This is a genomic window from Pseudoclavibacter sp. VKM Ac-2888, assembly GCF_015351285.1.
Lineage (GTDB): Bacteria > Actinomycetota > Actinomycetes > Actinomycetales > Microbacteriaceae > Pseudoclavibacter.
The window spans coordinates 51349-66830 of record NZ_JADKSM010000002.1 but is presented as its reverse complement, the minus strand read 5'-3'; the positions used below and the strand labels follow the sequence as shown (position 1 = coordinate 66830).

Below are 15482 nucleotides of genomic sequence, written 5' to 3'. Positions count from 1 at the left end.
CCTACGCCTCAACCGTGAAGTCGGCTCCGAGGGTCTCGAGCTTCGCGATGAAGTTCTCGTAGCCGCGCGCGATGATGCCGACGTTCGAGACCCGCGAGGTGCCCTCTGCCGCGAGCGCCGCGATGAGGTGGCTGAAGCCGCCGCGGAGGTCGGGGACCTCGATGTCGGCGGCCTTGAGCTTCGTCGGGCCGGAGATCACGGCCGAGTGCTGGAAGTTGCGCTGGCCGAAGCGGCACTCCTGGCTGCCGAGGCACTCGCGGTGCAGCTGGATGTCGCTGCCCATCTCGACGAGCGCGTCGACGAAGCCGAAGCGCTGCTCGTACACCGTCTCGTGCACGATCGAGACGCCGTGCGCCTGCGTCAGGGCGACGACGAGCGGCTGCTGCCAGTCGGTCATGAAGCCGGGGTGCACGTCGGTCTCGATGACGACGGGGCGCAGCTCGCCGCCCGGGTGGTAGAAGCGGATGCCGTCGTCGTGGATCTCGAACGCTCCGCCTGCCTTGCGGAACACGTTGAGGAACGTGAGCATCTCGGGCTGCTTGGCGCCGCCGACGAAGATGTCGCCGTGCGTGACGAGTGCCGCGGAGGCCCAGCTGGCTGCCTCGTTGCGGTCGAAGAGCGCCTTGTGGCTGTAGCCGCCGAGACGCTCGACACCCTCGATGCGGATGACGCGGTCGGCATCCACCGAGATGATGGCGCCCATCTTCTGCAGGATGTTGATGAGGTCCATGATCTCGGGCTCGATGGCCGCGTTGCGCAGCTCCGTGCGGCCGTCCGCGCGGACGGCGGTGAGCAGGACCTGCTCGGTGGCGCCCACCGAGGGGTACGGGAGCGTGACCTTGGCACCGTGGAGGCCCTCGGGGGCGCTCATGCGGATGCCGCTCGGGAGCTTCTCGATGACGGCACCGAAGTTGCGGAGCACCTCGAGGTGGAAGTCGATGGGCCGGTCGCCGATGCGGCAGCCGCCGAGGTCGGGGATAAAGGCCTCGCCGAGGCGGTGCAGCAGCGGGCCGCAGAAGAGGATCGGGATGCGGCTGGAGCCGGCGTGCGCGTTGATCTCGGCCATGTGGGCCGTCTCGACGTTCGTCGGGTCGAGGCGAAGGTCGCCGGAGACCTCGTTGCGGTCGATCTTCACGCCGTGCAGCGTGAGGAGACCGGCGACGACGCGCACGTCGGAGATGTCCGGCACGTCGCGGAGGACGCTGACCTCCTCGCCGAGCAGCGCCGCGACCATGGCCTTGGTGACGAGGTTCTTCGCGCCACGCACCTCGATGCGACCCGAGAGCGGGCGTCCGCCGTTGAAGACGATGGTGTCGCCGGTCAGACCGACTGATGCGCCGGCGCGAGCCGAGTCGTTGGTGATCGTGTTCACTGAGTTGCACTCCCTGCGGTGGTGGACCTGCGGATCGGAAGAGTCCGCGGACGCCACGCCTCTCGGCGTGACTCAAAGGTGGAGATCGCGTGTTCGTCACGCAACGTCAACGAGATGTCGTCGAGCCCCTCGAGCAGACGCCATCTCGTGTAGTCGTCGATCTCGAACGTCGCCGTCATGTCTCCGACAGTAACGGTGTTCGTGGTGAGATCAACGACCGCAGTCGCACCCGGGGCCGCCTCGGCGGCGTCCCAGAGCTGTTCTACGAGGTGCTCGGCCAGCGTGGCGACAAGCAGTCCTTGCTTGCCGGCGTTGCCGAGGAAGATGTCGCCGAAGCGGGATCCGATGACGGCGCGGAAGCCGTAGTCCTTGAGCGCCCACACGGCGTGCTCCCGGGAGGAGCCGGTTCCGAAGTCCGGTCCGACGAGCAGGATGCGCGGGTCGTCCTGGTACTCGGGCCGGTTGAGCACGAAGTCAGGGTCCTGCCGCCAGCCGTTGAACAGCGCGTCCTCGTAGCCCGTCTTCGTGACGCGCTTGAGGTAGACGGCGGGCAGGATCTGGTCGGTGTCGACGTTGGAGCGGCGCAGCGGCACGGCGGCTCCCTCGATGCGGGTGATCTTCTCCATCAGACGGCCACCTCCTGCGGCGTTCGGGTGTCGGTGCTCGCGGCGGGCGCGGCGGGCTCGTCGAGATCAGACGGACTGGAGAGCGTACCCCGAACCGCGGTCGCAGCGGCGACGAGGGGCGACACGAGGTGCGTGCGTCCGCCCTTGCCCTGCCTGCCTTCGAAGTTGCGGTTGGAGGTGGACGCGCAGCGCTGCCCGGGCTCGAGCTGGTCCGGGTTCATACCGAGGCACATCGAGCAGCCGGCGAAGCGCCATTCTGCGCCGAACTCGGTGATGATCTTGTCGAGGCCCTCGGCTTCCGCCTCGAGGCGCACGCGTGCCGAGCCTGGCACGACCATGACGCGGACGCCCTCGGCCTTCTGGCGGCCGCGGATGACGGAGGTGAAGGCACGGAGGTCCTCGATGCGGCTGTTGGTGCAGGAGCCCATGAAGACGACGTCCACGGGGATGCTCTTCATGGGTCGTCCGGCATCGAGCGCCATGTACTCAAGCGCGCGCTCGGCGGCCTGGCGGTCGTTGGGGTCCGCGAAGTCGGACGGTTCCGGGACGACCCCGCTGAGGGAGATGCCCTGGCCCGGGTTGGTTCCCCACGTGACGAACGGCTCGAGGGTGTCGGCGTCGATGAAGACCTCGGCGTCGAAGCTCGCGTCGTCGTCGGTCCTGAGGGTCCGCCAGTAGTCGACGGCAGCGTCCCAGTCGTCGCCGACCGGGGCGTGGTCGCGGCCTTCCAGGTAGGCGAAGGTCTTGTCGTCCGGGGCCACCATGCCGGCGCGAGCGCCCGCCTCGATGGACATGTTGCAGACGGTCATGCGGCCCTCCATGGAGAGCGCCTCGATGGCCGAGCCGCGGTACTCGAGCACGTAGCCGGCTCCGCCGCCCGTGCCGATCTTGGCGATGACGGCGAGGATGATGTCCTTCGCCGTGACGCCCTCCTTGAGCGTGCCGTCGACGTTGATGGCCATCGTCTTGAACGGCTTGATCGCAAGCGTCTGCGTGGCCAGCACATGCTCGACCTCGCTCGTGCCGATGCCGAACGCGATGGCTCCGAAGGCGCCGTGCGTCGACGTGTGGGAGTCGCCGCAGACGACCGTGATGCCCGGCTGCGTCAGCCCGAGCTGCGGCCCGACGACGTGCACGATGCCCTGCTCGGCGTCGCCCAGGGGGTGGAGCCGGATGCCGAACTCCTTGGCGTTGCGGCGCAGCGTCTCGATCTGCGTGCGGCTCGTCGTGTCCGCGATGCGGTTGAGGATGTCGACCGTCGGCGTGTTGTGGTCTTCCGTCGCGATGGTGAGGTCGGGGCGCCGCACCGGCCGACCCGCGACTCGGAGACCGTCGAAGGCCTGCGGGCTGGTGACCTCGTGCATGATGTGCAGGTCGATGTAGATGAGGTCGGGCGAGCCGTATTCACCCTTCGCCACGAGGTGGTCTTCCCAGACCTTCTGGGCCAAGGTCCTCGGCTGCGACTGTGCCTCGTTCGTGCTGTCTTCCGTCTTCATGTTGCTTGCGTCTCCTCGCATCTGCTCAGGCGCCATCGACACCGCGACGGGATGCACCTGCGAAGTTAGGCCCCGTCGCGGCAGCAAAGGAGAAGCAGACCGGCAGACATGCGAACCATGCTAACACTGCGCCTTTCAGCGGGTTCTGGGCCGTGAGCTGCATCCGTTCGGGCATGCGGCTCCTGACTGGGCGAAGGCGAGGCGGCAGCTAGCTCCGGCGTATCGAGAGCCGGTACTCGCCCAGCTGCACGACGTCGCCTGAGCGGAGTTCCGCTGGGACTCCAGGCTCAACCGCGAGCGCGCCGTGCGCATTCCCGCCGGGGAAGAGGGCGACGCCGTTCGTGGAGTTGAGGTCGTCGACGTAGAGGCGCTCGCCGTCGGCCCAGAAGCGCGCGTGCGTCTTCGACATGGTCTGCGTGATGTCGGGGACCGCGGAGACGGAGGCGTCGGGGAATCGATCCTGTGAGGGGTTTCGACCGATGACGACGGGCCCGTAGATGGGGACGCTGACGCCGTCGGCGAGGACGACCACCCACTCGGGCAGAGGCTGCTCGGCGCTGGCGCCAGGGGCGTCGTGGCCCGGCTGCTCGAGCCTCGCCTCGGAAGCATGCGCCGCGCCGGTGAGCCCGGCCGGCGACTCGGGCGAGAGACCCGGCTGCGGGGTGCCGCCGAACGGGGCCGCGCTGGGGGCCGCGGACGGCACCGCGAGCTGGTCGCTCGTCGACGGCGCTGCTGGCAGATGCGCCGCTCGCGCGTGGTCGGGAACCGAGGGCTGCTGCGGGGAGAGCCTCGGCCGTGGCGCCGGCATCGGAGGAAGCGGGTACTCGTCGTCGAGCTCAGCGCGCAACCAGTCGTCGGCTGGGGCTTCCTGCGCCCCGCCGTTCGCTGCCGACGGCGGCGACCATTCGGGCCGCCCCGACGTGTTCGCTGCCTCAGGCACGATCGCGCCCTGCCCGATCAGCCCGGGCGGCACCCCGATGAACCCAGAATGTTCCACGGGGCCATGATACGGGGCGCGGGGCGCGGCGGAACGTGAATCGTCCACGCAGACGGCGCCAGAAGCCGACGGAGCCCCTCGCCTCGGCGACGGCGGCGTCCGCGTCAGCCCACAGCGAGGCCAGGTCCGCGTCGCTCACGGGGTCGCCCCCGAACACGGCCCGGTCGCTTCGGTCGGCGAGCGGGACGAGCGAGGGATGCACGGCACCAGCGGTCTGGACCCGGGTCGCTCGGCGCGGAATCGGGTAGCCGAGCTCGGCGAAGCGGTCGATGCTGTCGCTCCACGCCCCCGCCGCCCGCTGGTCGGGGCTGCCCTCGCGCAGCCGCCGGCTCCGCCGCCTGCGCTTGAGGAGGGCGACGGCGAGCAGCGGGACGAGGAACAGCGCGAGCGGGACCGCGAGGGAGATCCCGAGCGTGAGCGCCCAAGCCGGCCACATCTCCTCGTCGTCGGGTTCCTCCTCCTGTCGTCGCTCGTCGGCGCTCGTGAGGAGCTCGTCTGGCTTCTCCTGCGTCTGCGGGGGCTGACGGACCTGCGCCTTCGGCTTGGACTGCGGGTCGGTGGTCGTGTTGACGGGCACGTCGGTCTGCTCCGGCGTCGGGTCGAACGCGACCCAGCCGAAGCCCTCGAACGGCACCTCGACCCAGGCGGTGACATCGGACCCGCGCACCTCGGTGGTGCCGTCTGCCGAGATCTGCTCCGGCGCGTAGCCCATGACCACCCGGGCGGGGAACCCGAGCTGGCGCGCCATGATCGCCATCGCGGACGCGTACTGCTCCTGGTCGCCCACGAGGTAGCGGAGGTCGAAGAGCTCCTGCATGCGGTCGAGCCCGTGCCCGGCGCGCGATGGCACGGAGTCGCTCGCCGTGCCGTGGCTGAAGAAGCCCTCGGCGATGAGCGCGTTCTCGATGGCCTTGAGCTGCAGGTACGGGGAGGTCTCTCCCGCGATGTAGCTCTGCATCCGCTCGACGAGGGCGGCGGGCGGCGACGGCATCGCGGGATAGTCGAGGTCGAGGACTGCCGCATTGTCGAGCTGCCCCTCGACGGGGAGGTCCTGGACGAGCGCGGAGACCTGGTAGCTGTCGCCCTCGCGGAGCCCCGAGGTGATGAGCCCTCCCCCGGTTCTGGCGTTGTAGCGGAAGTCGCCGCTGCGGTCCGGCAGGCTGCCGCCTGCGAGGTTCACGTCGGTGGGGACGCCGACGCTCGGCAGCCAGATGTCGGAGTAGTCACGGATCGTGACGTCGATTGATCGCTCGGAGGATGAGGTCACCAGCGGGTCGCTCGGGACGACTCGACCGGAGAGGTTGTAGCTGCCGGTCGAGGCGAGCGTCGCGGCGGGGTCGGCGATCTGCCAGGACTTGCCCGAGTAGCTCTCGAGCGTTGCGAGGCGCAGCCGGTCTCCCCCTTCGAGGCCGGTCACGTCGAACAGCGTCGAGTCAGGTCTGAGCTTCGAGTACTCGCGGAATCCGGCGAGCGGGCTCGTGTGCGAGAGCGGATCGAACGGCGGCGTCACCTGCTCGCGCGCCACCACGCGCTGCTCGGCGACGGTCGCGGAGGCGACGTAGCCGCCCGCGGTCGTGATGACGGCGGCGACGAGGACGATCACGGCGGTGCCGAGCGCACGGGAGCGCGCGAGGGCCCGCCTCGCCTCGGTCGATGCGATATTGCCGAGGCCGCGGCGCCAGCTGAGCCAGACGAGCGCGACGACGGCGAAGGCACCGCCGCGCAGCACGCCGGCGACGCTGTCCTCGGTGCCGACGAAGATGGCGCTCGCGAGGACCGCCAGGGGGCCGAGGAGCGCGAGGCTCGGAGGCCAGATCGCCCCAGGCCGCTTCGGGGCGACCCACAGCAGCAGCATCATGGCGACGAGGGAGGTGACGGCCGCCGCGAAGTACGGGAGCACCGCGAGGTACGCGGGGGCGAGGAGCGGGGTGGAGAGCGTCACGGCGTCGCGCCAGGCGAAGACCGGGGCGCGGGCGAGGTCGGCGAGGGTCGAGAAGCTCGGCAGCACTCCCGCGAAGGCCGCCTGCGGCAACGCGAAGGCGGTGCCGAGCAGGAAGTAGGCAGCGGTGGCGACGAGGAGGGCGTTGAGCCGTGTCAGGTCGAGCCAGCGCGCGAGGACCGCTGATCCGATGCCGACGATCAGGCCGCCCGCGACCGCGAGCAGGAACCAGGCGCCGCCGAAGGCCGGAGCGAAGCCGAGCGAGGCGAGCAGCGTCAGGACCGCGATGACCACGGCGTCGATGAGGGTCCGCGAGTCCAGGCCAGGGCTGAGGTGTCCACGTGCCTCCTTGGCGCGTCCTGCCCGGCCCGGCCGTGGCCTGCCAGGCCGCGTCCTGCCCGGCCGCGTCCTGCCCCGTTCGGCCGGCCGTGGACCGGTCTCCCCGTCCAGGGTCCCGTCTGCCGCGGCCGCCGTCACGTGCGCACCCGCGTCTCGCGGACCAGGCGCGGTAGGTCGTCGAGCTCCGGCACCGTGCAGACGACGGTCTCGCGCAGCCGCGTGCGACTCGCGGGGTGCCCGATGGCGCAGCGGAAGACGACGAGGGTCACGTCCGCCGCGTAGACGGACTGCAGCTGCCCGAGCTGGGCGTCCGTCGTGGCACTTCCGCAGACGAGGAACACGATGCTCGCCTGCGGGAGGCGCCTGACGCTGAGCGCGATGAAATCGCGGAGGGAGGGTGAGCTCGCCGTCCACGCCTCGAGCCTGCTGCTCCCGTCGAGCATCGACGAGACCGCTCGGGTGGGCAGACGACCGCTCTGCGTGAGGGCGCTCACGGCGACGCCCGAGCGGATGAGCTCCTGCGTGAGGGACGCGAGCACCTCGACGCCGAGCTCGAACTCGTCTTCCGAGGCGTAGGCGGCGGCCTCGAGGGTCTGCAGCACGTTGGCCTGCGAGCGACGCGTCTCCTGGAACTGCCGGACCATGAGGAGACCCGTGCGTGCACTGGTCCGCCAGTGGATGTTCCTCCGGTCGTCGCCGGACTCGTAGGGCCGCAGCGCGTGGAACGCGAGGTCGTCGTCGGTGATGCGCTCCCCCGTCACGCCCTCGAGGTCGCGGAGCAGCCCGGCGACCTGGGCGGTGAGGCGAACCGTCCGGGGATGCACGAACAGCTCGAGCACCCCGGTCCACCTGGTCGACCGCTCGAGGAGCCCGAGCGGGTCGCCGCGCAGCGACCTGGCAGGTCCGGCCTCGATGACGGCCCTGCGGCTGGTCGGCACGGCGAAGAGGTCCTCGTGCGTCTCGTCGGGCGCGAGCTGCGGGATGCTGAACTCGGCCGTCGCGTGCCCGACCGGCAGCGCGAGGCGGGTGGGCAGCACGCGGCGCTCGCCGAGGTTCGTGACCTGGAGCCGGCCGAGGGCCCGGTCGCCGACGCGCACTCGCCTGGGCTCGAGCTCGACCTGCACGCCGAAGCTCTCGCGTCCGATCGTGAAGGGCACCGCGGCGGCGAAGACCCCGACGAGGACGCCCCCGATGCCGATCAGCTCGAGCCAGCCGAAGGCGGTTCCGGCGACGAGGAGCACGACGCCGGCGACGAGCACGATCCACCCGAGCGGCGTGACGCACCTGATGGCGTCGCCGATCGTGAGGCGGTCGCGCTCGGCAGACTCGGCCTCAGCTTCGGTGGAGACGTGCCCCTCGGTCATCAGGCGGCTCGGTGCTGGGGAGGCTCGACCTCGATGAGGCAGCGGTCGATGACCTGATCCGGGGTCGTGCCGGAGAACTCCGCCTCGGGGTCGAGGATGAGCCGGTGCGCGAGCACGGGGTGCGCGAGGTCGCGCACATCGTCGGGCACGACGTAGCGGCGACCGTGTGCGAGCGCCCAGGCCTTGACGGCGCGCGCGAGCGCGAGCGCGCCGCGGACGGAGACGCCGACGAGCACGTCGCGGTCGGCGCGCGTGGCGGTGACGATCTCCGAGACGTACGCCATGATCGACTCGTCGACGTGCACCTCGGCGGCGAGCTCCTGCATGACGACGACGTTCTCGGCGTGGAGGATGGCGGGCACGCTGTCGGCGCGCTGCCGGTTGCCCGCATCCATGAGCAGCCGCACGGTGCTCGCGTGGTCGGGGTAGCCGAGGGACGTCTTCATGAGGAAGCGGTCGAGCTGGGCCTCAGGGAGCTTGTAGGTGCCCGCCTGCTCGACGGGGTTCTGCGTGGCGATGACGAGGAACGGCACGGGAACGGGATGCGGGGTGCCGTCGACCGTGACCCGCCCCTCCTCCATGACCTCGAGGAGGGCGGACTGGGTCTTCGGCGAGGCGCGGTTGATCTCGTCGGCGAGCACGATCGAGGCGAAGATCGGGCCGGGGTGGAACTCGAAGGCGCGCGTGCCCTGATCGAAGATCGTGACGCCCGTGACGTCGGAGGGCAGCAGGTCGGGGGTGAACTGCACACGGCTGTTGCTGCCGTCGATGGTCTTCGCGAGCGCCTTGGCGAGCACCGTCTTGCCGGTGCCAGGCACGTCCTCGAGGAGGAGGTGGCCCTGGCTGAAGAGGGTCGTGAGCGTGAGCTCGACGACGTGTCGCTTGCCGACGACCGCCTGCTCGATGTTGGTCGTCAGGCGCTCGAAGGCGTCCTTGAACCAGGCGGCCTGCTCTTCGGTCACGGTCATGCTGGCTCCTCTTCGCGACGCTCGTGCGCGCCGGTTCTCTCGATTGTCTGCTCGACCACCGACATCGTTGCTACCACGAGTCGAGGGGCGTCTGGCTTCTGGCGACTTCCGCACCGTTCAGGTACACGACCACCGTGTACCCGCCGAGGCTGCCCCGGCACTTCTCGAGCACAGTGCCCGACTCGCCGTTGATCGCGGCCCCGCTCACGTTCGTCTGCGTGCCGACGAGCTTGTCCTCGCCGGACTTCGCCTTGCTGTAGCACTCGACGGTGTAGGGCACGTCGGAGAAGTCCTGGCCCTTGATGACGAAGCTGCGGACCTCGTCGGGCTTGCCAGGCACCTTCTTGCCGCCGGTGACCTCGACGCTCATGCGCGCCGTGTAGTGCAGGTAGCCGGTGACCTGGTCTGTCGAGGTGGAGACGCCGGCCTCGTTCTTCGCGGCGACCGAGACCTTCACGGGCGTGGAGGAGGACTTCGGCACCTGGATGCCCGTGATGGCGAACGAGAGCTGCGTCGCGGGCACGCTCGTGGTGGTCGGCGCCTCCGTGCCGACCTGCACGGTCACGTCGTAGCCGCTGAGACCGCCACCGCTCGCGGTCGGTGCCGACCACTCCGCCGTGAGGGTGCCGGTGAGCTCCCCCGGCGGAGTCTGGCCGTCGGCGACCTTCAGATTCTGCGGGGCCTGCGGGAGGGTGATGGGCTTGGCGCTGGTCGAGCTCGCGGGGAGCCCGTAGCCGAGGGAGTTCAGGGCCCGGACCGTCGCCGTGTAGTCATTGCCAGGGACGAGGCCGTCGTCTTCCGTGAACGTGACGCTGTAGACGTCGCCGGCCGTCGTCTTGGTGAAGACCGCACCGCCGCCCGCGAGCGTCACCTCGTATTCGGTGATCTCCGGCCCGTTGGAGACGGCGCCAGACCAGTTCACGGCGAGCGTCCCCAGGGCGCCGCCCTTCTCGAGCGACACGTCGCCCGGGGCGCCTGGGACGTCCTGGACCTCGACGGTCGCGAGCCCGGTCGTCTCGCGCAGCGGGTCGCCCGTCTGGTCTCCGATGCGGTAGCTGATGGTGATGGTGCCGATGAAGTTCGTCGCCGGCACCACTCGCACCTGCCCGTCGACGAGGGAGACAGCCGATCCGGTGGCGGAGCCCGCGACCTCGCTCGCGGACATGAGCGTGAGCGGGGACTCGGGAAACGGGTTGAAGTCGTTGGCGGTGACGTCGACCAGGACGGGCCCGTTGCGGCGGGCCAGCTGCTCATCCGGCACGGCGCGCGGCAGCGGCTTGGAGGTGGAGACGACGGTCACCGTGACGGTTCCGGTCTGCACGAAGTCGCGGAAGGTGTAGGTGACCGTGTACTTGACGACGGTGCCGACCTTCGTGTCCACCCCAGCGGCGACCTTGACGGTGCTGCCGTCGAGGCTCGAGCGCAGCTCGCCCGTGCCGCCCGTGAGCTTCGAGAACTCCACCTGGGGGACGACGTCCTTGTTCGGGTGGCCGGTGGCGGTGCGGAGGTCGAAGCTCTGCTCGGTGCCCTGCTCGACGGTGAGCTGGGGCGCGACGAAGGTCGGTGCGACGTCGTAGAAGTCGGGGTCGCCGACCGTGATCGGGACGCGGATGGTCGCGATGCCGGCGTTCTGGTCGTCGGCGCTCTCCGCATCGCTCACCTGGAAGGTGATGGATGCCGGCCCGCGGAAGCCGGGCTTCGGGGTGAACTTCAGCCTGGTGTCGCTCTCCACGAGCGGGCTGCCGTCGGCCTGCTCGGCCCACACCTGCTCGGGGTTGATGAGCGAGACGCGGTTGCCGGACGGGGCGCGCACGAGGTCGTTGACGTCCCACGAGATCGACTCCCCGACCTTCGCATTCTGGGCGGGCAGGTCAGGGATGAGGAACGGGGACTGGCGCTTGGACTCCTCCGTGATGAGGGCTGGCACCATGATGAAGCCCGCCGCGGTGAGCCCCGTGTCCTCGGCGGTGAGCCGGTAGACGACGATCTGCCTGGCGTCGCTGAGGGAGACCGTGACCCGTCCGTCCTCCTCGACCGTCGCGGCTCCCGCGCCGGCCCCCGCCAGATCGACCGCGAGCTCGCTGACTCTCCCGCCAGGGTTGGTGGCGCCGTCTCGCACGTTGATGCTGAGCGTCTCGGAGGCGGCGAAGTCGTCGAGGCGCACCACGTGGTCGACCGCAGTCGGGGGAAGCGTGGGCGCATCCGCATTGATCGTGACGTGGATGAACGCGGCATCCTGCCCACCCTGGCCGTTGATGATCGTGTACGGCACGGAGATGAACTCGCCATCGCTCGGCACCGTGATGATGACCGAGTCGCCGTCGACCTCGGCCTCGAGGCTCGGGTCGACGCCGACGAGCTCTGGCACGACCTCGAGCGTGTAGCCGTTCGGATCGGAGTCGTTCTTCAGCACGGGGACCGCGATGCGCAAGCCCGGCTTGGCGCGCACGTTGTCGTCGACCGCGATCGGGGGCGCTGTCGCGGCGGGACGGGCGACGACGCCGACCCTGATCGTGCCCTCGGCGCGCTGGCCGTACCCGTCGACGACCTCGTACCGCAGCACGTCGGTGCCCGTGGCTCCAGGGAACGCCTCGTAGACGAAGGAGGTCTGCGTGAGCTCGCTCACGGAGCCGAGCGTCGGAACGTCGACGAGCTGCGTGAGCTCGACCGAGTCGCCGTCCGGGTCGATGCCGTCGAGCGGCACCTCGATGCGCACGCTCGCGCCCTCGAAGACCCTGGCGGTGTCGACGCCGGGGGCCGGGGGCCGGTTGCTCGACTCGTCGGGCGCCGTCACCTGGAAGGACACGGTCGCCCCCGCCTGCTCGCCGTGCTCGTCGACGACGGTGTAGCCGAGCGAGTAGGTGCCGGGCTCGGACGGGGCCTGGAGGCGGACGTCGTCGCCGGAGACGAAGGCGTAGCCGTCTCCGACCTGCACGGTGCTGAGGGCGGGCGAGAGGGACATCTGCGCCTCGTCCGGGTGGGAGTCGTTCTCGAGCACGGAGACGCTCGTGTAGTCGCCGGCGCGCACGCGCCTCGTGTCGTCGACGGCGACGGGCGGCTCGTGCGTCACGGCGGGCTCCACCGGGACGACGACGATGTAGCCGACCGACGTCGATGCGCCGTCGGTGATCGTGTACGGGAGCTCGATGGTCTGCTGGATCGCGGACTGCGAGGAGAGGCGCACGATCGTGTTGTCGATGAGCTCGACGGCGAGGCCTGCCGTGCGGGCCTCGTCGGTGGTCTCCACGCTCTGCACGGACAGCACGCCCGTTCCGGTGGACACGTCGTTGCCGAGCACGTCCACGACGTTCGACTGGCCAGGGCGGAGGTAGGCGAGGTCGCGCACCGCGGTCACCTGCGCCACGCCCTCGACGGGCTCCTCGACGTCGAAGCGGATGATGCCGACCGACGTGGCCGCCCCCGCCGAGACCGTGTACTGCACGTACGCGGTCATGGCGCTCGCCGAGGTGAAGGTGACGGTGCCGAGGTCGGGGTTGAAGCTCGCGCCCCCCGTGCTGGTGCCGAGCTCGGCGATCTCGACGAGCTCGAGCGCCTGACCGTTGGGCGAGAGGTCGTTCACGAGCGGCTGTGCCGTGATGGAGTCGCCGACCACTCCGCTCGCGAAGTCCGGCGTGCCGATCGGCCCGAGCGTGCCGGGCGCCTCGACGCGGATGCGCAGCTCGCCGGCCACCTGCGCGGTGCCGTCCGAGACGAGGTACGGCACGACCCGCTCCCCCAGCTCTGCGCTGACGGCGGTGAAGGTGAGGCGTCCGTCCGGTGTGAAGCTGACGGTGTCGCCCACGGGAGCGGTGGCCCCCTGGAGGAAGACGGGGTCGCCCTCCGGGTCCGTCCAGTCGGGCATCACGTTGTAGGAGATCTTCTGGCCAGCCTCGACCGCCACGGCGCTCGCGCGGTTCGTCGTCGGGGCCTGGTTCTCCGCGTCGGCCGGCTGGATGCGGATCGTGACCCGTGCCTCCGCCACGCCGCCAGGCCTGCCGTCCGAGGCCGTGTACGTGAGCGTCTGCTCGCCGGACGCGCCCTCCGTGGCGCGGAACTGCAGGGCCCGGCCGTCGTCGATGACCCGCAGCTCGCCGAACGATGGCGGCGGGTCGGCGGAGAGGCTGGTGATCGTGAGGATGTCGCCGTCGACGTCCGAGTCGTTGTCGAGGACCGTGAGGTAGGCGGTCGATCCGGCACGGACCCCGTAGGAGTCGTCGACGAGCTCCGGCGGGGTGTTCTCCTCGCCTCGCTCGGCGAGGGTCGCCTCGAACGATTCCTCGGTGGCCTCGTTCTCGCCCTCCGTGCCGTCGGTGTCCTCCGGCGGGACGAGCTCGTTCCAGTTCTCGACCAGGCGCATGTTCTCCTGCGGCAGCCACACCTGGCCCGTGGCGACGTCGTTGAGTGCGACGACGTTGCGGTTGACGCGGTAGAGGAGCTCGCCGAGGGGCGGCGTCGACATGGACTGCACGCTCGGCTGCTCGTCACCGCACGCGACCATCGTGACGGCCGCCTGCGCCCAGGCGGCGTGCGCGCAGCCCGCGACCACGGCGGGGCGCGCCGTGCCCTGGTCGGTCGCCAGCGAGCCATCGATTCCCGCCGGGAGCGCAACGGCCTCGCCACCGCCGAGCGGCACGCGCAGGATCCCGTCGCCGGTCGCGAACACCACATCGGGGGATGGCGCGCCCTGGAGCTGCACGCGCAGCGCGCTCTCCTGCACCTCACGGGCCTGCCCGTCGACGAGGAGCGCACGTGCGGCGGTGTCGAACACCACCGGCTGCTCGCCGACGGCAGTGAACTCGTAGTCGACGGGGGCTCCCGCGAGCGGCTCCCAGAGCTGCTCGCCGCCGATGCCCTCCATGCGCAGGATCTGCTGCTGCTCCGGTGCGACGGCGAGCACCGTGCCGAGCGAGGTCACGAGGACCTGGGCGTCGGCGCCGAGCTCCGCCACGGGCTCCGCGGTCGCGGCGTCGAACGCGAGCGGCTGCGTGGCGTCGACGAGCCAGAGCCGTCCCGTCGCCGGGTCGAGGAGCGCCAGGACGCCGCCGCCGTAGGAGCTCCGACTGCCCGCGGGCGTCAGGATGCTCTCGCGCAGGTCGGTGAGCGCGGGGTCGACGCGGCCGAGCGAGCCGCTGGTCTGGTCGTGCAGGAAGACGGTGTCGCCGTCCTGCAGGATGCCGACATCCGCCGTCACGAGGCTCACGCTCGCGTCGAGCTCCTGGATCTGCGCGTTGAGGCGGCCCGCTCGGAGGTCCGAGCTGTTCGACACCCAGACGTCGCTGCTCTCCAGTTCGACCTCGGCCGCGGGGAACCCCTCGTGCAGGAGGGCGAAGAGCAGGGGCGTGCCGATGAGGAGCGCCATGACCAGCGCCATCGCCAGCTGTCGGCGGCTTCGCGGGGTCAGCGCTGTTCGGCGCATGCGTACCCACCCCCAGCAGAGCTCGTCAGTGCCTCACCTCGGAGCGCACGAGACTTCATTGTGCACGAGGACCCGATGCCAGCGCGACAGGGAGTGCTGCCCGTGGCCCGGCGAGTGCGGCGCCGTGCGCCTGTCCGCCGAGTGCCGTCAGCGGCGGTCGAGCGTGTCCAGGTCGTCCGGCGTCACCAGGCGAGTCGAGATGGCGTACTCGACGAGACGTGCTCGTCGGTTCGAGGCGAGCTTGCTGCGGCCGCCGCGCAGCCCCGAGACGCCGAACTTGTCGAGCTTGTCGCACACGTTGTCGAGCTTGCGGTTGAACGTCGGGAGCGTCCAGCCGAGGCGAGCCGCAGCATCCGCCGAGCTCGGGATGACCCCGCGACCCGGGACGGCGTTGCGCAGGACGTCTTCCGCGAGGGCGAGGATCAGCTCGCGCTGCGACTCGGTGAGGTGGATGACCGCCTGCGTCGTGTTGCCGGACGGCGACATGTTCACGTGGGAAGTGTTGTAGAAGTCCGACGCGGAGTGGATCGCGAAATCGTAGGTCGTCGATCCCGCCGTGAACATGACCTGCATGTGCTGGAACACGACCGGGAGCTTGGCGCCAGGCGAGAGCCACGACTGCACCTGGCCGGAGTCGTCCGTGACCGTCGCGGAGAGCACGGAGCCGACGTTCGAGAGCCACCACATGCCGAACTCCGCCTGCAGCACCAGGAACTGGCGGTGCAGGTACGGGTTCTCGTCGATCACGAGGTCGGCGTCTCGGCCGATCGTGAAGGGCTCAGCCGGGTTCAGCTCGTACCACTCGCCGACGAACTCGACGCGGAGCGGCCCGAGCGGGGGCACCTGGCTCACGATTCGCTCATCGGAATCCGGAATCTCGATGGACTCTTCCGGAGCCTCGTTCGCTTCCGCGGCCGAGGTGTACTTGCTCTCACTCATGACACCATCATGGCGGATCGGCGAGG

Annotated in this window: 9 protein-coding genes; all 9 read right to left on the bottom strand. The window is 70.4% G+C overall.

Annotation, left to right across the window (positions count from 1 at the left end; genetic code table 11):
* Position 1 precedes the first annotated feature (1 nt).
* Positions 2-1372 (bottom strand): UDP-N-acetylglucosamine 1-carboxyvinyltransferase, encoded by a 1371-nt coding sequence (gene murA, locus ITJ61_RS15760; RefSeq protein ID WP_104240609.1) that lies wholly within the window; start codon positions 1370-1372, stop codon positions 2-4.
* Positions 1369-1998 (bottom strand): 3-isopropylmalate dehydratase small subunit, encoded by a 630-nt coding sequence (gene leuD, locus ITJ61_RS15755; RefSeq protein WP_104240608.1) that lies wholly within the window; start codon positions 1996-1998, stop codon positions 1369-1371. Before leuD ends, murA begins: the two co-directional genes overlap by 4 nt.
* Entirely contained in the window at positions 1998-3494 is a 1497-nt protein-coding gene (gene leuC / locus ITJ61_RS15750; RefSeq protein WP_194686804.1) for a 3-isopropylmalate dehydratase large subunit, read from the bottom strand. The genes leuD and leuC overlap by 1 nt, the downstream gene beginning before the upstream one ends.
* 208 nt (positions 3495-3702) lie before the next feature.
* The gene (locus tag ITJ61_RS15745) at positions 3703-4491 is read right to left on the bottom strand and encodes an FHA domain-containing protein (protein WP_146081313.1); all 789 of its coding nucleotides are present in this window, start codon (positions 4489-4491) and stop codon (positions 3703-3705) included.
* The gene (locus ITJ61_RS15740) at positions 4427-6724 is read right to left on the bottom strand and encodes a transglutaminaseTgpA domain-containing protein (protein ID WP_194686803.1); all 2298 of its coding nucleotides are present in this window, start codon (positions 6722-6724) and stop codon (positions 4427-4429) included. The genes ITJ61_RS15745 and ITJ61_RS15740 overlap by 65 nt, the downstream gene beginning before the upstream one ends.
* Positions 6725-6903: 179 nt before the next feature.
* Complete coding sequence (locus tag ITJ61_RS15735) at positions 6904-8133, bottom strand: DUF58 domain-containing protein (RefSeq protein ID WP_104240604.1); 1230 nt, start codon at positions 8131-8133, stop codon at positions 6904-6906.
* Entirely contained in the window at positions 8133-9101 is a 969-nt protein-coding gene (locus ITJ61_RS15730) for an AAA family ATPase (protein ID WP_181057772.1), read from the bottom strand. The genes ITJ61_RS15735 and ITJ61_RS15730 overlap by 1 nt, the downstream gene beginning before the upstream one ends.
* Before the next feature lie 70 nt (positions 9102-9171).
* The gene (locus ITJ61_RS15725) at positions 9172-14517 is read right to left on the bottom strand and encodes an Ig-like domain-containing protein (protein ID WP_194686802.1); all 5346 of its coding nucleotides are present in this window, start codon (positions 14515-14517) and stop codon (positions 9172-9174) included.
* Between the two features lie 147 nt (positions 14518-14664).
* Complete coding sequence (locus tag ITJ61_RS15720; protein WP_228497128.1) at positions 14665-15456, bottom strand: hypothetical protein; 792 nt, start codon at positions 15454-15456, stop codon at positions 14665-14667.
* Positions 15457-15482: the final 26 nt, after the last annotated feature.